Below are 22,458 nucleotides of genomic sequence, written 5' to 3' on the forward strand. Positions count from 1 at the left end.
TGGTTAGGAGCGGATGCGGCGCAGGGAGTCGATCGCCTTCTGCACCGCATCGGTGAGCAGGGTGATCACCCGTTTTTCGCGCACCACCAGATTCACCGATACGGTTTGGCCGGAGCTCACCTGGTGGCGGGTGCCGTTGTTCTCCAGGTAGAGCCGATCGAGGGCCACGTAGGCCGGAAAGCGTGGCAGGGGGTTCTCTGGATCGGGCGGCAGCGAATCGGTGCCGATCGCCTTTAGCCGGCCGGGGATGGAGCCAAATTGGGTGAAGGGAAAGGCGTCCACCCGCACCTGGGCTTCCTGGCCGGGGCGGGCAAAGCCCACATCCCGGTTGGTGAGAAACACCTTCGCCTCCAAGGTGCCGCTGGGCACCACCTTCAGCAGGGTTTCGTTGGCGCTGGCCGCATAGCCCGGGCTGGATGGTTTGAGCTCGAACACCATCCCCGCCAGCGGTGCGCGCAACATCTCATATTCCCGGGCCTTGTTCACTTCCACCAACTGGCGCTCCAGGTCGGAAAGATTACGCAGCGATTCCTGGCGCAGCTTCACCAGTTCGGCCTGCACCTCCCGCAAATTCGCTTCCGATTGGGCGATTTCCGAGCGCAGTTGCTGGATCTTGTTTTTCTGCTGCAGCACCTGCACAGTCTGAATTCCACCTTCCCGGGCCAGCGGTTCGATCTGGCTGAGGATCACCCGCTCGGTTTCTACCGAACCCTCCAGGCTCTCGGTGCGTGAGCCCAGGCTCTGCTCGCGGGCCCTGAAAGCCCGCTCCTGCTCCTGGAAGCGCTGGCGCTCGAGCCGCAACTGTTGCTGCAGGGTGTTACGCCGCGTTTGGCTCACTTCCGGATCAAAGCGCAGCAGCGGTTCGCCAGCCCGCACCGACTGGCCCTCTTTGACGAAGATCTGGCTCACCACCCCCGGGGCGGGGCTCATGATCGGCCGGGCTGCTCCCAAGGCCTGGATGGTGCCGTTGGCCACCACCACCTCATCAATCTTGGCGGTGACCGCATAGATAAACCCGAGTGAGGCGGTGCCGATGATCGTCCACACCACCGCCTGGCTCCACACCGGTGCAGCTTTGAGACGTACCTCCTGGTAATCCAGGGGCCTGGCCACCAGCGCGGCCTTGCTGCGTTTGCCCAGGTTGGTCATACAAGCGCCGCCTCCTGCTGGCTGTAGAGCGTGGCGTAGCGGCCGCCCAGGGCCATCAGCTCAGCGTGGGCGCCCTGCTCCACCAGGGCGCCCTTATCCATCACCAGGATCTGATCGGCGTGACGCAGTGCTCCGAGCCGATGGGTGATGAACAGCACCGTGCGGCCCCGGTAGGCCTCCATCAGGTTGCGGGTTACCTGCTTCTCGGTTTCCCCATCGAGGGCGCTGGTGGCCTCATCGAGAATCAGCAACCGCGGCTGCTTGAGCACCATGCGGGCAATGGCGATCCGCTGGCGCTGGCCGCCACTTAAGCCAGCCCCCCGCTCGCCCACCGAGCTGCTGTAGCCAGCTGGCATGGCCTGGATGAACTCGTGGGCACAGGCCACCTCGGCCGCCAGGCAGATCTCCTCAAAGGAGGCATCGGGGCGCGTCAGCGACAGGTTGGCCAGCACCGAGCCGTCGAACAGCAGGCTGTCCTGGGGCACCACGCCGATCTGGGCCCGCAGGGAGTAGAGATCCACCTTGCTGATGTCGTAGCCATCGATGCGGATCCGGCCCTCAAGCGGGTCGTAGAGCCGGGTGAGCAGCTTGAGCAGGGTGCTCTTGCCGCTGCCACTGCTGCCAACGATGCCGATGAAGGCACCGGCGGGGATTTCGAAGCCCACATTCACCAGCTGCAGGGGCCCCTGGTTGCCAAAGCGGAAGTTCACGCCCTCGTAGCTGATGCCCCCCTGCAGCGGCGGCAGGGGCGGCAGCTGTTCGCCGGCGATTTCGATCTCCTCGGGCTGGTCGATGATGTCGGCGAGCCGCTCCAGCGACAGGGCGGTTTCCTGGAAGTTCTGCCAGAGGGTGGCCAGGCGTAGCAGGGGGCTGGTGACAAAGCCGGCCAGGATGCGGAAAGCGATCAGCTGGCCCAGGGTCATTTCCCCCTTGAGAACCAACCCAGCCCCCACCCACAACACCAGCAGGCCGGAGAGCTGCTCGAAAAACTTGCTGGCCGAGCCGGCTGCAGTGCTGGTGAGGGTGTTGCGGAAGCCGGCCTGAATCTGGCCGCCGTAGAGCTGCTGCCAGCGCCAGCGGCTGTGCAGCTCCATCCCCTGGCCCTTCACCGTTTCCATGCCGCTGAGGGTTTCCACCAGGTGGCTCTGTACCCGGGCATTGGCCTCGGCCTGGTCGCGCAGCTGGGCGCGGATGATCGGCGCCGTGGCCGCCGTGAGCCCCACGAAAAATGGCACCACCGCCAGGCTCCAGAAGGTGAGGCTGACGCTGTAGAGCAACATCACGGCGATGTAGATCAGGGCAAACACCGCGTCCAGCACCACCGTCAGCGCCGTGCCGGTGAGAAAGCGGCGGATCTTTTCCAGCTCGTTGATGCGGCTGCTCACCTCCCCCACCGGCCGGCTGGCGAAATAGCCCAGGGGCAGGCGCAGCAGGTGGTCGATGATCGTGGCGCCGAGGGTGATGTCGATTCGGTTGGTGGTGTCGGAGAACAGATAGGTGCGCAGGGCGCCCAGCACCGCCTGGGCGATCGCCATGCCCACCAGCAGGGTGCCGAGCACATTGAGGCTGCTGAGGTTGCCCTGGCTGATCACCGCATCGATGATCTGCTGGATCAGCAGCGGATTGAACAGCCCAAACAGCTGCACAAAGAAGCTGGCGATCAGCACCTGGATCAAAATCCTGCGGTGCTGTTGGAGCGCCGGCAAAAACCAGCTCAGGCCAAAACGGGCCGTGGGCGAGCTGGCACTGCGCTCCACCGCCAACACCGCCACCGTTCCATCCCCGTTGGAACTGGTGAACGCCTCCAGGCCGCGCCACTCCTGCTTGCCACGGGGATCGCCCACCAGGGCATCGCCGGCGCCGATCTCCCAGAGCAGCTGGGGGTGGCCCTCCTGCAGCACCAACACCGGCAGCGGCAGCCGCGGCAGCTGGGCCGCCGACACCTCCAGCAGCGAGGCCCGCAGGCCCATCAGGTCGCACACGGCCGCTAGCTGGGTCAAAGCGATGCCCGCATCGCCTTGATGCTGGTGTTGGGCCACCAGGATCCGGCGCAACACGTCCTTGCGGAAGGGCAGGTCGAAGTGCCGCGCCAGCATGCGCAGGCAGGCCATCGGTTCATCGATCGGCCCCTCGCCGCGGGCCTGGGGGAAGCTGCCGTCGTCGCTGAGGCGGCCATACCAATCCTCGAGCGAATCGGTTTGCCGCTCCACCGCCACGATCGCGCCGGGGCTCTCCACCCATTCCGGCTCCAGCACCTCGGCATCGGGAGCCAGATCCCCGTCCACCACCATGGCCGCCGGTAGGCGATCGGGCGGCCAGCCCGGCGGTTGGGCCACCAGCCGGCCGGGCAGCTTGCCGCGCACAAACAGCTCCGCAGGGCCTGTTACCTCGGCGCCCGGTTCCAGGCCCTCGAAGTTGGCCGAGCTGACCAGCCAGGCCCCACCGCCGGCCTGGAGGCTGTGGCTACCTGGGGGCAGCAGCAGCACCTGCTGGTCGCCGAAGTGCTCCTGCAGTTGGTTGGAGGCCCAGTCCCGCAGGGCCTGGCGGGGGGGGCAGGTTGGGCCGGGGGCTGGCGGCCAGCGCGGCGTAGAGCTCCTCCAGGCTGGGGGTGGCCAGCGGCGGGCAGGGCTTGGGCAGCTCTTCGATGGCCGCCAAAAAGGCGTCTGCCGGCAGTAACCACAGCTGGGTGGGCAGGGCGGCCTGCAGTGCCAGGGCAGTCGTGCCACGCAGCAGGCTGCGTTCGCCCACCATGGAGCCCGGATCGATGCGCTTGAGCGTGAAGGGTTCGCCGTTTTCGTCCTGGGCCAGCAGCCGCAGCTGGCCCTTCACCACGTAGGCAACCCCCGGCGGCAGGCTGCCATGCTCAAAAAGTTTCTGGCCAGGACGCAACTGCAGCGGCTGGAGGGTTTCGGCCAGACGGGCCTGCTCTTTTGGCTGCAGCTGGTTGAAGGGCGTCCAGCCGGCCAGAACCCGCAGGGCAATTGCTAAATCCAAAGCCCCTCATCCTTGGGAAAAGTTAGCGGCTTTGAGGAGACGTTGATCATTTACGCGGATTTTGGCTGCAACGCCCCGATTTGGGCGGTTCAGCCTGAGCAATTGCTGATTATTTCTGCAGGGCCGCCAGCTGTTGCAGCTGGCGCTGCAGGGCCCGCTCCCCCTCCTCCAGCAGCAGGGTTTCCTGCAGGGCCGCATCCAGGCTGGCGGGCAGCAGCTTCTCCAAGCGCACGATTACCCACCAGCCTTCATGTCTTTTCGGCGGCCAGAGCTGCCCCGGCTTGCTCACCTGCAGGAGCTTTGCCAGGGCCGGATGGGGCTGGCTGAGGGGCACCGGCCCCAGCAGGCCGCCGCTGTGTTTTTCCGGTCCCTCGGAGAAGGTGCTCGCCAGGTCGGAAAACAGGGCCTCGCCCTCCTTGATCTGCTGGTAGAGCTCGGCGGCCAATTCGGCATCTCGTAGACGCAGCATTGAGTAGCTCACCCGGTCGAATTCGGCCTTGCGGCGTAGAAAAATTGTCTCCAGCCCGCTGCCCCAGCGCTCCCGGCACCACCCCAACCACTGCCAGGAGCGGGCTGCCATGCGGTCCAGCGCCTCTTCGCTGAGGCCGTGCTGTTGAAGCCATTGGCTGCGCCGCTCCGGATCCAGCAGCCCCAGCTTCTGCTCAAGTTCCTGGCGCATCTGCAGCAGTAGCTCAGGGGCCGGCAGCGGCCGGTTGCTCAGCAGTCGATCGATGCAGCGCTCTCGGGCCACCTGATCGAGCAGTCCCCAGCGGGCCAGATCGCTGTTTTTGAGCTCAGAGCACCAGTCGGTCGCCAATTTCCTTCAGCCCAGGATGTGGCCGTCGCGGAAGCGCACGATCTTTTCGGCCCGGGCGGCGACATCGTCTTCGTGGGTCACCATCACCACTGTCATGCCTCCCTGGTGCAGGGCATCAAAGATGTCCAGCACCTCGGCGGTGGTGTGGGAATCGAGGGCGCCGGTGGGTTCATCGGCCAGCAGCAGGGCCGGCTGGTTGATGATCGCCCGGGCGATGGCCACCCGTTGCTGCTGGCCTCCGGAGAGCTGGTTGGGCTTGTTGTAAAGCCGCTGGCCCAGCCCCACCCGCTCCAGGGCCGCCTGGGCCCTCTCCCGTCGCGCGGCGGCCGGCACCCCGGCATACACCATCGGCAGCATCACGTTCTCGAGCGCGCTCAGCTGGGGCAGCAGGTGGAACTGCTGAAACACGAAGCCCAGATCCCGGTTGCGCAGGTCGGCCAGCTGGTCATCGCTAAGCCCTTCCACCGGGGTGCCATTGAGCAGGTAGCTGCCGCTACTGGGCCGATCCAGGCAGCCCAGAATGTTCATGGCGGTGCTCTTGCCCGAGCCAGAGGCCCCCATCACCGCCAGGTAGTCCCCCCGGTTGACGGTGAGATCGAGTTTGTCGAGGGCGTGGACGGCCGTGTCGCCAGTGCCGTAAACCTTGTCTACGGCCTCGAGCTGTGCCACGGGGGCGCTCATGGGGCTCAACCGATCGCCTGCACCAGCATGGGCGTGCCGGTGACGGCCTGGCTGGCCCAGGTGAACAGGGGGTTGGAGAGAATGCCGCCCACCGCGGTGACAATCACACATCCCACCAGGGCGGTGCGTAGGGCCGGTAGGCCGGCTACGCTCCAGGAGATGGTCGGGTAGGCCTTCACCACGTCGGAGGCTTCCTGGGGCTCCTTGACCACCATCATCTTGATCACCGAGATGTAGTAGTAGATCGACACCACCGAGGTGACCAGACCCACCACCACCAGCAGGTATTGGTGATCGGCCCAACCGGCGAAAAATAAATAAATCTTGCCGAAGAAGCCCAGCATCGGCGGGATGCCGCCGAGGGAAAGCAGGCAGAGGCTCAGCCCCAGGGTGATCAGGGGATCCTTTTGATAGAGACCCGCGTAGTCAGCGATGCGGTCGGAGCCGGTGCGCAGGGAGAAGAGGATGATGCAGGCAAAGGCGCCCAGGTTCATGAACAGGTAGGCCGCCATGTAGAGCACCATGGCGGCGTAGCCGTCTTCGGTGCCGCACACCAGGCCGATCATCACGAAGCCGGCCTGGCCGATCGAGCTGTAGGCCAGCATCCGCTTCATCGAGGTCTGGGCGAGGGCCACCACGTTGCCCAGCACCATGCTCAGCACCGCCAGCACGGTGAACAGCAGCTTCCACTGGGCATCGAAACTCTCAAAGCAGCCCACCAGGATGCGCAGGGCCAGGGCAAAACCGGCAGCCTTGGAGCCCACCGAAAGGAATGCCACCACTGGGGTAGGCGAGCCCTCATACACGTCTGGAGTCCACTGGTGGAAGGGCACCGCGGCGATCTTGAAGGCGACGGTGGCCAGCACAAACACCAGGGCCAGGGCCGTTACCGGTGAGGCACTGGTGCGCAGGGCCACGGCCACCTCATCGAGGCCGGTGCCGCCGCCGGTGATGCCGTAGAGCAGGGAGGCGCCGTAGAGGAAAACGGCCGCAGCGGCGGAGCCCACCAGCAGGTATTTGAGGGCGGCCTCGGAGCTGCGGGCATCGCGCTTCATGTAGCCCGCCAGCAGGTAGCTAGATACCGAGAGGGTTTCCAGCGATATGAAGATGCTCACCAGGTCGGTGGCGCCGCACAGGAACATTGCCCCCAGGGTGGCGGCCAGCAGGATCCCGGCGTATTCCCCCACCGGCGTGCCGCTGCGCTCTACGTAGCGCCAGCTCAGCAGCAGGGAGATCAGGGTCGAGGCAGCCACCACGGCCCGGAAGGCGATGGCCAGGTTGTCGGCCAGGAAGGAACCCACGAAGGCGGGCTGCAGGTTTGGGTTGTTCCACTGCAGGGCCAGCAGCAGCAGAGCGCTGCCCAGGCCCGCATAACAGATCGGGGGCACCCAGCGGCTGGCGGCCTTTTCGCCGGCCAGATCCACCAGCAGGCAGCTGAGCAGGGCGATCAACACCGCCGCTTCGGGGGCGATGGCGCCGGCATTCAGCTGCAGATTCAAGCCCCCCGTGCTGGCACCACTGCCGATCGCATCGGCCACGGTGGAGAGGGCGCCGAGCAGAGACATCAGGGTGTTGGCGGTGAGCTGGAAGCCTTGACGAACAGGACTGTAGCCGTGCTGGGCGGTGGACCTGGTCGGTGGATGCGATAAAGAGGTATGCGGTTGTGCGCTGGTCTGTGGGTCACACCCTGGTGATTGTCGAAAGCCCAACGAAGGCCCGCACCATTCGCGGCTTCCTTCCGAAGGACTTCAAGGTGGAGGCCTCCATGGGCCATGTCCGCGACCTGCCCAATAACGCCAGCGAGATTCCGGCGGCCCATAAGGGCGAGAAGTGGGCAAACCTGGGCGTGAACACCGCCAGAAATTTCGAGCCCCTCTACGTGGTGCCGAAGGACAAAAAAAAGGTGGTCAAGGAGCTCAAGGACGCCCTCAAGGGTGCCGACCGGCTGCTGCTGGCCACGGACGAAGACCGGGAGGGAGAATCGATCAGTTGGCACCTGCTGCAGCTGCTCAGCCCCAAGGTGCCGGTGAAGCGGATGGTTTTCCACGAGATCACCCAGGAGGCGATTGGCCGGGCTTTGAATCAAACCCGCGAGCTCGACATGGAGCTCGTGCACGCCCAGGAAACCAGGCGGATCCTGGATCGGCTGGTGGGCTACACCCTCTCGCCCCTGCTCTGGAAAAAGGTGGCGTGGGGGTTGAGCGCCGGCCGGGTTCAGTCGGTGGCGGTGCGCCTGCTCGTGCAGCGCGAGCGGGCCCGCCGGGCCTTCCGCAGCGGCAGCTACTGGGACCTCAAGGCCCGGCTGGAGCAGCCCGGCGGCGGCTTTGAGGCCAAGCTCAGCCAGCTGGGCGGCGTCAAGATCGCCGGTGGTAGCGATTTCGATGAGACCACCGGTGGCCTCAAGGCCGGCAGCAAGGTGCGGTTGCTGGCCGAGGCCGAGGCCCGCCAACTCCAGCAGGCGGTGCAGCAAGCCCCCTGGCGGGTGGCCGAGGTGGAGGCCAAGCCCAGCGTGCGCAAACCGGTTGCCCCCTTCACCACCAGCACCCTGCAGCAGGAGGCAAATCGCAAGCTGCGCCTCTCGGCCCGGGAAACGATGCGAGCCGCCCAGGGGCTCTACGAGCGTGGCTTCATCACCTACATGCGCACCGATTCGGTGCACCTCAGCGACCAGGCCATCGATGCCGCCCGCAGCTGCGTGGCTGCCAAATACGGCAAGGAATACCTGAGCCCGGCGGCGCGCCAGTTCACCACCAAGGCCCGCAATGCCCAGGAGGCCCACGAAGCGATCCGCCCCGCCGGCGACAGCTTCCGAGATCCTGCTGCCACCGGCCTCGATGGCCGTGATCTGGCCCTCTATGAGCTGATCTGGAAGCGCACCGTGGCCAGCCAGATGGCCGAAGCCCGGCTCACCATGCTGGCGGTGGAGCTTCAGGTGGATTGCGGCGCCCTGGGGTTGGCCAGCTTCCGAGCCTCCGGCAAGCGGATTGATTTCGCCGGTTTCTTTCGCGCCTACGTGGAGGGTTCCGATGATCCCGACGCTGCCCTCGAAGGCCAGGAGGTGCTGCTGCCCAGCCTCAAGGTGGGGGATAGCCCCGCCTGCAAGGAGGTGGAAGCCCTGGGCCACCAGACCCAGCCGCCGGCCCGCTATAGCGAGGCGGCCCTGGTGAAGATGCTCGAGAAGGAGGGCATCGGCAGGCCCTCCACCTATGCCTCGATCATCGGCACAATCGTCGATCGCGGCTACGCCACCCTCCAGAACAATGCCCTGATGCCCAGCTTCACGGCCTTTGCCGTCACGGCCCTGCTGGAGGAGCATTTTCCGGACCTGGTGGACACCAGCTTCACGGCCCGGATGGAGAACAGCCTCGATGAGATCTCCCACGGCAAGGTGGAGTGGCTGCCCTACCTGGAGAGCTTCTACAAGGGCGAAAATGGCCTGGAAACCCAGGTCGCCCAACGGGAGGGCGACATTGATCCGGGGGCGTCACGCACGGTGGAGCTCGAGGGTCTCCCCTGCGTGGTGCGCATCGGTCGCTTCGGCGCCTACCTGGAAGCCAAGCGGGTAGCAGAGGACGGCAGCGAGGAGCTGCTCAAGGCCACCCTGCCCCAGGAGATCACCCCGGCCGATCTCGATGCCGACAAGGCGGAGCTGATTCTCAAGCAGAAGGCCGATGGCCCCGAGACCCTGGGCGAGGATCCGGAAACCGGGGAGCAGGTGTATCTGCTCTTTGGCCAGTACGGCCCCTACGTGCAACGGGGCCAGGTGAGTGACGCCAACCCCAAGCCGAAGCGGGCCTCCCTGCCCAAGGGGGCCAAGCCCGAGGAGCTCAGCCTGGAGGACGCCATCGCCCTGCTGAGGTTGCCGCGCCTCCTCGGGGAGCACCCCGATGGGGGCAAGCTGGAGGCTGGGCTGGGTCGCTTCGGGCCCTTCGTGGTGCACCACAAGGGCAAGGGTGAGAAGGACTACCGCTCCCTCAAGGCTGAGGATGATGTGCTGCTGGTAGGCCTCAGCCGCGCCATCGAGCTGCTCGCCATGCCCAAAAAGGGCCGGGGTGGCCGCACGGCCCTCAAGGATCTCGGCACCCCCGAGGGCGGCGAGGAGGCGATCCAGCTGTTCGATGGCCCCTACGGGCTCTATGTGAAGCAGGGCAAGCTGAATGCTTCGCTGCCGGAGGGCACCACCGCTGACACCATCAGCCTGGAGCAGGCGGTGGAGCTGCTGGCCGCCAAGGCTGCCTCTGGTAAGGCTGCCTCTGGTAAGGCTGCCTCTGGCAAAACTGCTACTGGCAAGCCCAAGGGCCGCAAGCCAGCGGCCAAGAAACCTGCCGCCGCTACACCCGCCGCCAAGAAGGCCCCCACCACCACCAAGACCGGCCGGCTGCGGGCCAGTGCCGTGCGGGTGATCAAGGCGGCCGATCGCTGATGGCAGCAGCCGGCCGCCGAAGCTTGGTGCTGGTGGCCGGCTTCCTGCTGCTGGCGGGCTGCAGCGGCACGCCGTTTGGGGACCAGTTGGCCGGCAGCTTTTCGGCGCCGCCAGCTCCAGCCCCCACTCCTGCGCCCTCCAGCCCCAAGCCCCCTCCCCCGGCAACGGCCACGAAAACTCCAGCCAGCAAAGGCCCAGACCCCAAAGCCAGGCCAGCCGCGCCCCAGGCCCCCTCCCCCAGCAACACCTCTCCAAGTAACACCTCTCCCACCAACCCCGCCCCCAGCAAGCCCGCCCCCTACCGGATCACGATCCAGCTGCCTGCGGCCGATCCGGCGGCCCCCGCCGAGGCGGTGACAGAAGCCCTGCGGGCGGCCGGACTGCGTTTTGAGGTGGAGATGATCGAGCGGATCGGTTCCCCCGCCGCTCCCGCCGCCGCGCCCACGGTCAGCCCCGCACCGGCGCCGCGCTGATGGGGGATCCCTCCCGCCAGCTGAACAGGCGCCAGGCGCGCCAGTTGATGGACACCGCCTATCTGGCCGCCGCCACTGCCCTGCTCTGGGTGGCGCTCTACTACCTGCCGGTTGGCAGCCCCCTGTTTCGCCTGGCCCTGCCCCTGCCCCTGGCCCTGCTGCAATTGCGCCATGGCTGGCGCTGTGCCGTTGAGGGGCTGGTGGTGACAGCCCTGCTGCTGGTGGCCCTGATGGGCCCGATCCGGGGCCCCCTGGTGATTTTTCCCTATGGCTCCCTGGCCCTCTGGCTGGGCTGGTGTTGGAGGCGGCGCGCCAGCTGGTGGCTGAGCTGGAGCGTCGGCAGCCTGATCGGTTTGGCTGGCTTCCTGGTGCGGGTGCTGGTGTTGTCGGTGATGGTCGGTGAAAACCTCTGGGTGGTGATCACCAGCGCGGCCGCCGGTCTGTTGGAGAAGGTTGCCGGGGCTCTGGGCCTGGCCACTGGCCTTGAACTGGCCCAGGTGCAGCTGGGGGCGCTGGCCCTGGTGTGGGTGCAAAACCTGATTGTGGTGCTGGTCCTGCACGTGGTGGCCTACTGGATCTTTGCGCGCCTGCAGGCGCCGATCAGCGAGCCGCCGGAATCCCTGCGGGCCCTGGTGGCCCTCGATCCCCTCTGAGCGGGCCCGTGGCCGCCGACCCATGGACCGGGGCCTGGCGGCAGCGCTGGCGTGAGTGCTGGCGGGCCACCCGCACCCTGGTGCTGCTGGCCGCCACCGACACGGCCGCGGTGCCAGGGATCTCGGCCGCCGGCGCCACCCCCGAGGCCAGACTCGGCACGGCGGCGGCCGATGCCGAGCTGCTGCTGCAGGGGCCTGGCAGCGGCCGGAGCCACGCCCTGCCCCAGCTGCCGGCCGGGGTGAGCCCAGCCCTGATCAGCCATGTGGTGTTGCGGGAGCTGGGCTTGCTGGAGCGCACCCGGGTGGTGGATCTGGGCTGCCCGATAGCTGCGGCCGTGCCCCACCTGCGCCTCCCCGCGTTGGAAAGCGCCGGCCCCGCCCGCTGCCTCAGCAGCGGCCAGGCCCTGGATCCAAATCGGGTGGCGGCCCTGCTGCAGCGCGGCCGCGACTGGGGCCGGGACTGGAACCCGGCCGAGCCGCTGTTGCTGGCCGAGTGTGTGCCGGGCGGGACCAGCACGGCCCTGGCGGTGCTGGAGGGCCTGGGAGTTGGGGCTGGGGGCCTGGTCAGTGGCAGCTTGCGCCAGCCCGCCCACGACCTCAAGGCGGCCCTGGTGCGGCGGGGGCTGGCCGCTGCCGGCCTGGCTGGTGCTGGTGCCGATCCCCTGGCGGTCCTGGCGGCGGTGGGCGATCCGATGCAGGCGCTGGCGGCTGGGTTGGTGGGCGCCGCTGCGGCGAGCGGTGCGCCGGTGCTGCTGGCCGGCGGCAGCCAGATGGCGGCGGTGCTGGCCCTCGCCCTGGCCCTGGCGCCGGCGGCGGCCCGGCCGGCCCTGGCGCAGCGGCTGGTGGTGGCCACCACGGCCTGGGTGGCCGAGGAGCCCGGCAGTGATCTGGCCCTGTTGCTGGAGCGCATTGGCGCGCTCTGGCAGGTGCGGCCGCGGCTGGCGGTGGCCGCCCTGCGCTTCCACGGCTGCACCAGCCCTGCCCTGCGCGACTACGAGCGCGGCTATGTGAAGGAGGGCGTAGGCGCTGGCGGCTTGGCCCTGCTGTGGCAATTGGCCGGTCGGGATCCGGCGGCCCTGGCGGCCGCCTGCGACCGGGCTTGCCGGATCGAGCTCGGTGTCTAGGGTCGCTGCCATGGCTCCTGTCTTCGGATCGCTCTCCCGCCGCCAGCTGCTGCAATTGGGGGCGGCGGCCGGCCTTTTGGCCGCCTGCCGCCCCGCTGATGGTCCCGAGCTGTTGCAGGTGGAGGGCGAGCTGCCGGCTGCCTGGCTGAAGCAGCTGCCTGGCCCCTGGCGTGCCCGGGCCCTGGCGAATCCCGCGGCGGTGCAACGGGCCGGATTTGCGGCGGGCCGGCCGGGGCCTGGTTTGGTCTCCCTCAGCGACGGCTGGGCCAGTGGTTTGGGCCGGGAGCGGCTGCAGTCCTTTGGGGCGCCCCGGCTCTGGGCCCGTCTGGCCCCCTTCAGCGCCGGCGTTTCCGGGCTGTTCGGCCCGGCCGGCTCCGGTGAGCTGGCCTTCCCCTGGGCCTACAGCCCCTGGGTGATCGCCCTGCGCAGCCGGCCAGATCTGGTGGCGCGGCGCCTGCAGGGCTGGTCGCTGCTGCTCGACCCCAGCCTGCGGGGCCGGCTGGTGCTGCCCTCGGCCCCCCGCATCAGCTTGGAGATCGTCAAGGGCGACTTTGGCCAGCTGGAGCGGCTGCGGGCCCAGGCCCTGGCCTACGACGACCGCGACGGCCTCAACCTGTTGCTCAGCGGCAACGCCGAGGTTGCAGTGCTGCCGTTGCAGCGGCTCATCCCCCTGCTGCGCCGTGACCAGCGCCTAGCGGTGATCTGGCCCGACAGCGGCGCTCCCCTCAGCTGGCAACTGCTGCTGCGACCGGCCGCACCCCAGGACTTTGAGCCGACTCCACCTCCGCTGGAGTGGCTCGGGGCGGTCCTGGAGCCACCGCTGCTGGAACCCCTGCTGGCGACGGGCTGGGTGCCTCCTCTACCCCAGGCGGTGCTGGAGCCAGTGGCCCGGCGTTTCCCCGCGTCGATGGCGGCCTTGCTGCTGCCGGGAGATGCCCTCCTGGGCCGCTGCTGGAGCCTGCCGCCGCTGAGCCTGCCCGAACAACTGGCCCAGCAGAACCTCTGGGATGCCGCCGCCCCCCGGCCCTGAGCCCAGGCATTCGGCTGTGGGGCCCTGTCGTCGCGGGCAACTGTTCGCCCGGGAAACTGTCAGCTTTCCGAACAGTCTGTACTGAACAAGGAACCCATCGCAGCGATCGATCCCCAGCCAGCGCTCTCCGGCAAGACAATGCCCCATCAAGCCCCACCCACCAAGCCCCCCCACCAAGCTCTAGCCCCAGAGCCGGCGGCGGGGGGCAGCGCTCAGGCGCCGGTGGGTGTCGGCCAGCAGCGCGGGGATCGGCAGCTCCAGCGGACAGCGGGGCAGGCAGGCGCCGCAGGCTTGGCAGGCCTCGGCGTTGAGATCCTCCCACCAGTGGCCGGCGCGGCCGATCAGGTTGTAGCGCTCCTGGGCAAAGGTCTCCATGCCGTGGCCCACGGCCAGGTTGCGCAGGCGCAGCAGTTCGGGGATCGGCACGCCATTGGGGCAGGGCAGGCAGGCGCGGCACTGGCCGCAGCGCTCCGTCCCCAGGCGCTCCCGGCCGGCGGCCTCCAGGCGCAGTAGGGCGGCGCGCTGCTCGGGGTTGAGCCAGCCTTCGTCCGGGCTGGATTGGCCCGATCCCCCCCTGGGCGCCGAGGGCCCGGCAAGGGCGGCGGCCCAGGCCAGATCGCCGGGCTGTTCGGCCCCCAGGCTCAGGGTGGAGATCCCCTGATCGAGCAGGAAGCGGTAGGCCAGCTCCAGGGGGTGGAACGGGGCGCAGTCGGCCACCAGTTCGGCCGGAGGGTCATAGAGGCGGCCGCCCTTGTCGGCCGGTGAGATGGCCTGCACGCCCAGTCCGCCCGCGAGGGCGGCGCGGGCCAGGGGCAAGCGGGTCTGGTCAAACAGATGCAGGTGCAGGCTGCAGAAACGGAAGCGACCGCTGGCCAGGGCGGCCTCGATCAGCTCGGGTTTGCCATGGCTGCTGAAGCCCACCTGGGTCACCAACCCTTCGCCGAGGGCCCACTCCAGCAACTCGGCGCCAGGCCCGTGCAGCGCCCATTCCAGGTGCTCAGCAAGGTTGAGGCCATGCACCGCCAGGTTGGTGAGCTGGGCAACGCCCAGGCGCTCGAGGATCGCCCGCAGTTGCTCCTGGCCGTGGGCGAGATCGCAGCCGGGCAGCACCTTGCTGGTGATTCGCCAGCCGCCTGGGGGCGCCAGGCTGTCCCGCTGCAGGGCCGCCAGGGCCAGGCCCAGGAAGATTTCGGCTGGGCCGTAGCCGGGGGCCGTATCGAGGTGGTTGATGCCCGCGGCCATGGCTGAGCGCAGCACCGACTCCATCTGGGAGGGGCTGTCCAGGGCCCGCATGGTGCCCAGGGTGAATGGCGACACCGCCGTTGCCGGTGCGGGGCCGAAGGGGCGCAGGCCAGAGTTTTCAGGCAGGTTTTCCATCCATACAAGCTCCCGCTGCGCTCTCCAGCCTCATGGGGCCGGAGTGTCGCTGCCTGGTTCCTCACTGCCTGGTTCCTCCCCGCCTTGCTCGCCCTCCGGGTGGGATTGTTTGAGGTGGCGCACCAGGTCGGCGGGGCTGGTGCTGTCGAGGAAGCGGCGGAAGTTGTCCTGGTCTTCGGCGTCGGCTTCGGCATCCACCGGAATTGAGGCGTCGGCCACCACCTCCTCCAGCATCCAGATGCTGCTGCCGGTGCGCAGGGCCAGGGCGATGGCGTCGCTGGGACGGGCATCCAGTTCCAGCCTGGTCGCTCCTTTGGCCGTTGGTTTGGCCGCTGCTTTGGCCTCGCCGGCCCCAGCCTCCCCAGCGCTGGCTTCGGCAGGCCCATCGCCCGCCGCTTGGCTGAGTTTGAGCACGGCCCGAAAGGTGCTGGCTTCGATCGTGTGGATGATCACCCGGTCAAGCCTCAGCCCGCCTGCCTCCAGCAGGGAAACCATCAGGTCGTGGCTGAGGGGTCGGGAGGGGGCTTCGTCACGGAGTCCGGCCAGGATGTTCTGGGCCTGGGCCTGGTCGATCCAGATCGGCACCTGGCGCCGGCCGGAGGAATCCCGTAGCAGCACGATCGGGCTGCGGCTGGCCGCATCCAGGCCGATTCCAGCAACGTGCATTTCGATCATTTCCCCCCCAGAACCCGCTGAACGATTATGACCAGATTGGTTCCTCCCGGGCTGGATCACCCATGTTCACCGGACTGGTGCAGGCCTTGGGCGTGATTCACCGCTGCCCGCGGGGGGTAGAGGTGCACTGGCGGCAGGCGGAGAGCCCAGCCTTTGGAGACAGCCTCCCTCTCGGGGACAGCCTTGCTCTGGGGGACAGTGTGGCTGTCGATGGGGTGTGCCTCACGGTGGCCCAGCGGCTTGTCGATGGCTTCCGCGCCGATGTCAGCGAAGAGACCCTCGGCCGCACCACCCTGGCCGCCAAGGCCGATCGGGGTGGGGCGGTGAACCTGGAGCCAGCCCTGCGACTGGCCGATCGCCTCGGCGGCCACCTGGTGAGCGGCCATGTGGACGGGCTTGGGGTAGTGCGGGCCCTCGAGCAGCAGCCGGCCTCCTGGCGCCTGGAGTTGGCCTGGAGCGACCCCGCCTACGGCCGCTACATCTGCAATAAAGCCAGCGTGGCGGTGGACGGGGTGAGTCTCACGGTGGCTGGCTGCGATAGCGATGGGGTTGGTTTCTGGATCGCTGTCATCCCCCATACCTGGCTCACCACCACCCTGGGCCAGCTGGCGGTGGGCGATGGGGTCAATCTGGAGGCCGATCTGCTTGCCAAATACACCGAGCGGCTGCTTATGGCTCGGGGGCCATCCAGCGACCCCGCCCACCAGGGGATGGACAGTTCGTTAAATGCGTCCTGGCTGGCAGATCACGGCTGGATCTGAATGCCCTGTCTACGGTTGGGCAGTGGACGCTCAAAGCGCTATGGGCTCAAGTTTGCTTTCTCCCAATGGTGCTGGCCTCAAGGCCTTCACCCTGTTTGAAGGGGTACTGATGCTGGTGCTGGGGGTGCTGGCCCTGATCTTCCCGGTGCTGGCCTCGGCCTGGATCGCCGTAATCGTGGCGATTGGCTTTCTGGTGGGAGGGATCGTTGGCTGGATCAGCAATCTGGCCCGCTCCCGCCAGCTGGGCCGCTGGTATTGCTTCTCCCGGCTGGTGATCTCCACCCTCTTTGTGGTGATCGGGGCCTGGATGATTCAGCAGTTTCGTGGCGGCCCACTTGAGGGTGGGGTGGTGGTGGCCAGCCTGGCCTTCGCCATCGGCATCGTTTTCATCCTGGAGGGGATCGTGTCGATGCTGGTCTCCCTCGGCCATATGGAGGTGATGGGCTGGGGCTGGGGCCTGCTCAACGGCATCGTCACCCTGGTGCTCGGCGTGCTGATTGTCAGCATGCAGGGCTGGGGATTGCTCTGGGTGCTCGGGGTGCTGGTGGGAATCAGTTTCCTGTTCAGTGGCTTTGACCTGCTGGCCTTCAGCGCCAGTTTCCACAGAGACGACTGAAGGCCCCCCTGGAGGCTCATTCCTCCAGGGGTGAGAGGGAAATTGAGCCGTTTTCCGGGTGAATTTCGATCCGGAATTCCTTGCCGGGCTCCAGCCCCAGCCGGCGGGTATAGGCATGACCGATCAGCAGGTTGCCGTTGCCATGCACCCGGGTTCGGAATTCGGCCTGGCGGCCCTTGCCCTGGCCCGTGCCACGGCCGCCGCCGCTGGGGGCATCGGGTAGCTGGTAGCCCTTGGCGGCCACTAGGGCTCGGTAAAAGCTCTTTTTCATCACCCGACCACTGGGCCCCACGTAGCCGCAGGCCCGGGCGATCTGATCTTCCGGCTGGTTGCTAAGGGCCCGGGCCCGATCCAGCAGGGCCTGGCCCGCCAGCATTTCCAATGGACTGTCTCCTGGCCTTGACACCATGGATAACTCTCGCCCTGGGTTGTTTCTAGGGATGATTCTGTCTACTTAAGCCGGATATGGCCATTAATGCCAGGGTGTTAAGACCATCGGCTCAGGCAATCCTGTTAAAGCAGATACAGAATCCCGTAGAGGACCACCCAGATCCCATCGACGAAGTGCCAATAAAGTTCGGCCGCTTCCAGGCCGAAATGGTCACTGGCGCTGATCCGTCCCCCTGCCCTGGTCTGCAGGGCCACGATGGTGATACAGATCACACCGAGGGTCACGTGAAGGCCGTGGAAGCCGGTCAGGGCGTAGAAGGTGCTGGCAAATAGGTTGTCGGTGAGGCTGAAGGGCAGGCTGAAATACTCCACCATCTGGCCGGCGAGAAATGCCGCACCCAGAGCTGCGGTGATGGCCAGCCAAAGCCGGCTTGCGCCTAGGTTGCCGCCCCTACATTCCTTGCCGGCCCGGTGGAAGGTGAAGCTGCTGATGATCAGCACCACGGTATTGATCGTGGGGAGCAGCAGCTCGAGTTCGTAATTGCCCCCTTCCGGCAGGGGATTCACGGCCCGGAAAGTGAGATAGGCGGCGAAGAAGCCGGCGAAGGTCATGCCGTCGGCCACTAGGAAGGTGGCCAGGCCAAACAGGCGGAAATCGCCGTGGCCCCCAGCTACGACCGGGGTGTCGCCATGGAGGCTGGTGCTGGTGTCCTGAAGGGGGGCGGTGCTGGTCATGGGGTGACCTCTTGCTTTTGGCCGTAGCCGTAGGGTTCGGTTACCAGGGGAGCCTCTCCGAGCCAGTTTTCAACCGGCGGCGGCGAGCTGGTCAGCCATTCCGGGGTAAGGGCGTTCCAGGGGTTATCGCCTGCCACTTTGCCGTTGATCGCAGTGAGCACGACGTTGATCAGCAGGGGCAGGGTGCTGATGGCCATCAACAGGGCACCCACGCTGCTGATCTGGTTGAGGGTGGTGAAGGCCGGGTCGTACTCGGCCACCCGACGCGGCATGCCGTTGAGGCCAAGCCAGTGCTGGGGGGCAAAGCAGAGATTGAAACCGATAAAGGTGAGCAGGAAGTGGAGCCGGCCCAGATCTTCGTTGAGCATGCGGCCGGTGAATTTGGGATACCAGTGGTAGAGGGACCCGAAGATGACGAACACGGTGCCGCCATAGACGATGTAGTGGAAATGGCCCACCACGAAGTAAGTGTCATGCACGTGAATGTCGAAGGGCACCTGGGCCAGGGCTACGCCGGTGATACCACCAAAGACAAAATTGACGATGAAGGCGCAGGAAAACAGCATTGCCGAGTTCAAGGCGATCTTGCCCCCCCAAAGGGTGGCAAGCCAGTTGAAGAATTTGATGCCGGTCGGCACGGCAATGAAGGAGGTGGCGATCGTGAAGAAAAGGCGCATCCAGGGGGGAGTGCCGCTGGTGAACATGTGGTGGGCCCAAACGATCAAGCCCAGGAAGACAATCGCCATGATCGAATACACCATCGTGGTGTAACCAAATAGCGGTTTGCGGGCATGCACCGGCAAGATCTCACTCACCAAGCCGAAGGCTGGCAGCACCATGATGTAGACCGCCGGGTGGGAGTAGAACCAGAACAGGTGCTGATAAACCACCACGTTGCCGCCTAGGGCCGGGTTGAAGAAGCCTGTGTGGGCAATGATGTCAAAGCTCAGCAGGATCAATGTGCCGGCAAGCACTGGCGTTGAGAGCACCACCAGGATGCTGGTGCCAAGCATGGCCCAGCAGTACATGGGCAGCTGCATCAGTTTCAGACCTGGCCTACGCAACTTGAGCACGGTAGCGATGAAGTTGATGCCGCCAAATATGGAACTGCCGCCAAGCAGCAGCACACTCAGGATCCACACCACCTGACCCGCCGCCGGGGTGGTGAGGCTCAGGGGTGGATAGGCGGTCCAGCCAGACTGGGCTGCTGCCCCGGCAATGAAGTAACTACTGATCAACAGAATCCCGGCGGGGGGAATCAGCCAGAAAGCCACCGCATTGAGCCGGGGGAAGGCCATGTCCCGGGCGCCCACGTAGAAGGGGATCAGGTAGTTACCGAAGGCCCCGTTAACCACCGGCACGATCCAGAGGAAAATCATCACCGTGCCGTGCAGGGTGAGAACTTCGTTGTAGGTTTCGCGGCTGACGAAATCGGAGATAGGGCTGGCCAGTTCGGTGCGGATCACACCGGCCAGGGCCCCGCCGATCAGGTAGAAGATGAAGCCGCAAACCAGATATTGCAGACCAATCACCTTGTGGTCGAGGCTGAAACTGAAATACTTGAGCCAGCCCTGGGGCTGCAGGCTGCCATTGAAATCACTTGGATTGGCAAGGGTCATGGCTATTCAGGTAGTGGTGGTGCTGATCGGGCTGTTCTGCTGCAGCCAGGCGCTGTAGGCCTCAGGCTCATGCACCACGACATTGGAGCGCATGCCACCGTGGTAGGGACCACAGAGTTCGGCGCACACTATTGGGTAACTGCCCGCCCTGGTGGCCGTGAAGGAGAGCACGGTCGGCTGGCCGGGGATGATGTCCTGCTTGAGCCGGAACTGGGGCACCCAGAACGCGTGGATCACATCTTTGGCCTCCATGTGTAGTTCCACCGATTGGCCGGCCGGCACATGTAATTCACCACTGGTGATGTTGGCATCCGGGTAGTGAAAGATGAAGGCAAATTGCATGGCGGTAACTTCCACCGGCAACACCTTGCCCATACTTGGAGCATCCATTCCAGCTGCCCCGATCCCCCCCCAAACCCTGGACGATGTCGAGGCCTGCATGGCTGGCTGGGCCATGGCCGCATGATCCATGGCCGAGTGGTCATTGAGGGCCACCATGCCGCCCATGCGCTCGTAGATGTCGTAGCTGTAGATACCTACAAACAGCACAACCACTGCGGGGATTGCTGTCCAGACAATCTCGAGGGGCAGGTTTCCTTCGATTGCCAGTCCGTCGCTCAGATCACCGCTGCGACGACGGAATTTGAACAGGCTGTAAACCAGCAGGATCACGATGCCGACAAACAGCATGGTGCCAATGCTGAATAAAACCTTAAAGAGTGAGTCGTAGGTGGCTGCGTTGCTGCTGGCGTCGATGGGCAACATGTTGATGTTGTTGCCTACACAAAGCCCTGTGAGCACAAGGGCTGTGGCGGCCGTCAGCACAGTCAGGGTGGTGCGGATCTGCACGCTTGGCGCAAAGCTTTTCTCCAGCCTATGGTTCCGAAGCGGTGGCTGCGCAGGTGAAGTTGCATTGGTTGCCAAACCAATGGGCCCGCTTCTCGAGATGTGCGGGATTGCTGATCCCTTGCTCTGATCGACCTGGCTAACTTGTGGCCACTAAAGGGCCGGTCGTTGCCATGGCAGCGAATCCTCAATCCGATTTGGGGCCTGGGTCAGATCCGGTCCTCCTCCAGCGCCTCTGCCTGCTGGCTTCCCACCTGGTAGTGGCCCTGGTGGCCCTGGTGGGCATTGGCGGTGCCACCCGGGTGATGGAGGCGGGCCTGGCCTGTCCAGATTGGCCCCTTTGCTATGGCCAGTTTCTGCCCGGCCGCCACATGAACGTCCAGGTATTTCTGGAGTGGTTCCATCGGCTCGATGCCTTCGTGGTTGGCGTTGCCCTGCTGGTGCTCACCGCGGCCAGCTACGTGTTGCGCCGCCGCCTACCTGGCTGGCTGCCCTGGGCCGCCGCTGGGTCCCTGCTCCTGGTAGCTGTCCAAGGGGCCCTCGGGGCCCTGACCGTCAGCCAATTGCTGGCCTCGCCCCTGGTGACGGCCCACCTGGCCACTGCCCTATTGCTGGTGGCTCTCTGCAGTGGTCTCTACCAGAGGCTCGCCATTGTGGGTCGGGATCTGGCTGCCCCCCCCCTGTGGTGGCTGGTTCTGGCGGCAATCGCCATGGGGCTGGTGCTGGCCCAATGCCTCCTGGGCGGCTCCATGGCCAGCCAGTGGGCAGCTGACCAATGCCTCAGTCAGGGCAATGGCTGCTCCTGGCTACTGGCCCATCGCCAACTGGCCATGCCGGCCGCCCTGGCGGTGCTGGCCCTTGCAGCTACGACCCCACTGCTGCCGCCTGGTCTTGGCCAATTGCCCGCCCTGGCCCTAGCTGCCGCTGGCCTGGTGGGGTTGCAGGTGGCCCTGGGGTTCTGGACCTTGAAGCTCCAGCTCCAGGCACCACTGGTAACAATTGGCCACCAGCTCACTGCCGCCCTGCTGGTGGGCCTGCTGGCAGCCGTGCTGGCCCGTTGCCTCGGCAGCCCTGGCAAAGCGCTGTCCTCTGCCCGGCTGGCGCCGGAGGTGATCCATGGTTAGTGCAACCGTTGTTGCCCCAGGGCCGGCCCCGATCCGCCCTTCTGTGCAGCTTCCCGCCTGGCTGGAGGTGGCCAAGCCCCGCTTGATTCCCCTGCTGCTCGCCACCACCCTGGGGGGGATGGCCCTCAGTGGCGGCGGCTCCCTTTCAGCCCGCACCATCGCCTGCACCCTGGTGGGAGGCAGCCTGGCCTCAGCAGCGGCCGGCGTTCTCAACTGCCTCTGGGAGCAAGACCTGGACGGCCGCATGCAGCGCACCAGTCGTCGCGCCCTGCCCTCTGGCCGCCTGGCCCAGCGCCAGGCCTTCGCCCTGGCCATCGGGCTGACGCTGCTCTCGGTGGTGGTGCTGGTGTTCGGCGTCAACCCCCTGGCTGCAAGCCTCTCCCTGCTGGGGCTCTGCAGTTACGTGCTGCTGTACACCGCCCTGCTCAAGCCCCGCACCAGCCAAAACATTGTGATTGGCGGCGTCGCCGGGGCAATCCCTCCCCTGGTGGGAGCTGCCGCCGCCACCGGCGCCCTGGGTTGGTCCTCCTGGTGGCTGTTTTGTCTGGTGATGCTGTGGACGCCAGCCCACTTCTGGGCCCTAGCCCTGCTGCTCAAGGATGACTACCGCTCCGTCGGCATTCCGATGCTGCCGGTGGTGAAGGGGGTGCTCGTCACCACCAGGGCCATCAGTCACTACGCCTGGGCGACGGTTGCCTTCAGCCTGCTCGGGGTGCTGGCCTTGCCCAGTGGTGGTCTGCTCTATGGCCTGATGGTGCTGCCCTTCAACGCCCGCCTGTTGCAGCTCAGCTCCCAGCTGCGCCGGGATTCGGAAAACCCCCAGCGGGCAAAGGCCATGTTCCGCTGGTCAATTTTCTACCTCTTTGGCATCTGCCTGCTGCTGCTGCTCGCCCGACTGCCCCAGGCAGCCCTGCTGGGTCCGGAGCTCCTCAACGTCCAGCGGGCCATGCTGCCTACATTGGTTGGCTGAT

The 22,458-nt window shown here is 66.4% G+C and carries 21 protein-coding genes; 9 read left to right on the forward strand and 12 right to left on the reverse strand.

Annotated features, from left to right (window positions below; translation table 11 throughout):
• Positions 1-3 precede the first annotated feature (3 nt).
• From H8F27_RS12360 to H8F27_RS12380, 6 genes are all read right to left on the reverse strand, one after another.
• Positions 4-1,149 carry an HlyD family efflux transporter periplasmic adaptor subunit gene (locus H8F27_RS12360; protein WP_197148369.1) on the reverse strand — a complete coding sequence of 382 codons (1,146 nt, stop codon included), beginning with the start codon at positions 1,147-1,149 and terminating at the stop codon, positions 4-6.
• A complete protein-coding gene (locus H8F27_RS12365) occupies positions 1,146-3,635 on the reverse strand; it encodes a peptidase domain-containing ABC transporter (RefSeq protein ID WP_231596253.1) in 2,490 nt (829 codons plus the stop codon). The genes H8F27_RS12360 and H8F27_RS12365 overlap by 4 nt, the downstream gene beginning before the upstream one ends.
• The gene (locus H8F27_RS17675) at positions 3,613-4,143 is read right to left on the reverse strand and encodes a Crp/Fnr family transcriptional regulator (protein ID WP_231596254.1); all 531 of its coding nucleotides are present in this window, start codon (positions 4,141-4,143) and stop codon (positions 3,613-3,615) included. Before H8F27_RS17675 ends, H8F27_RS12365 begins: the two co-directional genes overlap by 23 nt.
• 109 nt (positions 4,144-4,252) lie before the next feature.
• Complete coding sequence (locus H8F27_RS12370; protein ID WP_197148371.1) at positions 4,253-4,960, reverse strand: peptidylprolyl isomerase; 708 nt, start codon at positions 4,958-4,960, stop codon at positions 4,253-4,255.
• A gap of 6 nt (positions 4,961-4,966) precedes the next feature.
• Positions 4,967-5,641, reverse strand: coding sequence for an ABC transporter ATP-binding protein (locus tag H8F27_RS12375; RefSeq protein WP_197148372.1), 675 nt, complete (start codon positions 5,639-5,641; stop codon positions 4,967-4,969).
• Between the two features lie 5 nt (positions 5,642-5,646).
• On the reverse strand, positions 5,647-7,206 hold the full coding sequence (locus H8F27_RS12380) for an NAD(P)H-quinone oxidoreductase subunit N (RefSeq protein ID WP_231596255.1): 1,560 nt from the start codon (positions 7,204-7,206) through the stop codon (positions 5,647-5,649).
• Positions 7,207-7,316: 110 nt separating this feature from the next.
• Here H8F27_RS12380 and topA point away from each other — a divergent pair, with 110 nt between their 5' ends.
• Genes topA through H8F27_RS12405 form a run of 5 tightly spaced genes read left to right on the forward strand, consistent with a single transcriptional unit; the run spans position 7,317 to position 13,344 of the window.
• Positions 7,317-10,064 (forward strand): type I DNA topoisomerase, encoded by a 2,748-nt coding sequence (topA, locus tag H8F27_RS12385; protein ID WP_197153549.1) that lies wholly within the window; start codon positions 7,317-7,319, stop codon positions 10,062-10,064.
• The gene (locus H8F27_RS12390; RefSeq protein ID WP_197148374.1) at positions 10,064-10,537 is read left to right on the forward strand and encodes a hypothetical protein; all 474 of its coding nucleotides are present in this window, start codon (positions 10,064-10,066) and stop codon (positions 10,535-10,537) included. Before topA ends, H8F27_RS12390 begins: the two co-directional genes overlap by 1 nt.
• A complete protein-coding gene (locus H8F27_RS12395) occupies positions 10,537-11,190 on the forward strand; it encodes a DUF2232 domain-containing protein (protein ID WP_197148376.1) in 654 nt (217 codons plus the stop codon). Before H8F27_RS12390 ends, H8F27_RS12395 begins: the two co-directional genes overlap by 1 nt.
• 8 nt (positions 11,191-11,198) lie before the next feature.
• A complete protein-coding gene (locus H8F27_RS12400) occupies positions 11,199-12,314 on the forward strand; it encodes a nicotinate-nucleotide--dimethylbenzimidazole phosphoribosyltransferase (RefSeq protein ID WP_231596256.1) in 1,116 nt (371 codons plus the stop codon).
• A gap of 10 nt (positions 12,315-12,324) precedes the next feature.
• Entirely contained in the window at positions 12,325-13,344 is a 1,020-nt protein-coding gene (locus H8F27_RS12405) for a twin-arginine translocation pathway signal (RefSeq protein ID WP_197148378.1), read from the forward strand.
• Between the two features lie 180 nt (positions 13,345-13,524).
• Here H8F27_RS12405 and H8F27_RS12410 read toward each other — a convergent pair whose 3' ends face one another.
• Together H8F27_RS12410 and H8F27_RS12415 are read right to left on the reverse strand one after the other, a co-directional pair.
• Positions 13,525-14,721: an aldo/keto reductase gene (locus H8F27_RS12410; protein WP_370594413.1), complete on the reverse strand. Its 1,197-nt coding sequence runs from the start codon at positions 14,719-14,721 to the stop codon at positions 13,525-13,527.
• A 30-nt stretch (positions 14,722-14,751) separates the two neighbouring features.
• Positions 14,752-15,396: a bifunctional nuclease family protein gene (locus H8F27_RS12415; protein ID WP_197148380.1), complete on the reverse strand. Its 645-nt coding sequence runs from the start codon at positions 15,394-15,396 to the stop codon at positions 14,752-14,754.
• A gap of 62 nt (positions 15,397-15,458) precedes the next feature.
• Here H8F27_RS12415 and H8F27_RS12420 point away from each other — a divergent pair, with 62 nt between their 5' ends.
• Together H8F27_RS12420 and H8F27_RS12425 are read left to right on the forward strand one after the other, a co-directional pair.
• Entirely contained in the window at positions 15,459-16,157 is a 699-nt protein-coding gene (locus H8F27_RS12420) for a riboflavin synthase (RefSeq protein WP_197148382.1), read from the forward strand.
• A 109-nt stretch (positions 16,158-16,266) separates the two neighbouring features.
• Positions 16,267-16,773, forward strand: coding sequence for an HdeD family acid-resistance protein (locus tag H8F27_RS12425; protein WP_231596673.1), 507 nt, complete (start codon positions 16,267-16,269; stop codon positions 16,771-16,773).
• A 16-nt stretch (positions 16,774-16,789) separates the two neighbouring features.
• Here the strand turns inward: H8F27_RS12425 and H8F27_RS12430 are convergent, their stop codons facing one another.
• The 4 genes from H8F27_RS12430 to H8F27_RS12445 all read right to left on the reverse strand — a co-directional run bounded on the left by H8F27_RS12430 (position 16,790) and on the right by H8F27_RS12445 (position 20,366).
• On the reverse strand, positions 16,790-17,149 hold the full coding sequence (locus H8F27_RS12430; RefSeq protein WP_197153552.1) for an AbrB family transcriptional regulator: 360 nt from the start codon (positions 17,147-17,149) through the stop codon (positions 16,790-16,792).
• Positions 17,150-17,286: 137 nt separating this feature from the next.
• Positions 17,287-17,898: a cytochrome c oxidase subunit 3 gene (locus H8F27_RS12435; RefSeq protein ID WP_197148386.1), complete on the reverse strand. Its 612-nt coding sequence runs from the start codon at positions 17,896-17,898 to the stop codon at positions 17,287-17,289.
• The gene (ctaD, locus tag H8F27_RS12440; RefSeq protein WP_197148389.1) at positions 17,895-19,517 is read right to left on the reverse strand and encodes a cytochrome c oxidase subunit I; all 1,623 of its coding nucleotides are present in this window, start codon (positions 19,515-19,517) and stop codon (positions 17,895-17,897) included. Before ctaD ends, H8F27_RS12435 begins: the two co-directional genes overlap by 4 nt.
• A gap of 6 nt (positions 19,518-19,523) precedes the next feature.
• Positions 19,524-20,366, reverse strand: a complete 843-nt coding sequence (locus H8F27_RS12445) for a cytochrome c oxidase subunit II (protein ID WP_370594414.1) — start codon at positions 20,364-20,366, stop codon at positions 19,524-19,526.
• 170 nt (positions 20,367-20,536) lie between these two features.
• Between H8F27_RS12445 and H8F27_RS12450 the strand changes: the two genes are divergently transcribed.
• Positions 20,537-21,487: a heme A synthase gene (locus tag H8F27_RS12450; RefSeq protein WP_197148391.1), complete on the forward strand. Its 951-nt coding sequence runs from the start codon at positions 20,537-20,539 to the stop codon at positions 21,485-21,487.
• Complete coding sequence (locus H8F27_RS12455) at positions 21,480-22,457, forward strand: heme o synthase (RefSeq protein WP_197148393.1); 978 nt, start codon at positions 21,480-21,482, stop codon at positions 22,455-22,457. The genes H8F27_RS12450 and H8F27_RS12455 overlap by 8 nt, the downstream gene beginning before the upstream one ends.
• Position 22,458 lies beyond the last annotated feature (1 nt).

The sequence above is a fragment of the Synechococcus sp. CBW1108 genome, assembly GCF_015840335.1.
GTDB lineage: Bacteria > Cyanobacteriota > Cyanobacteriia > PCC-6307 > Cyanobiaceae > Cyanobium_A.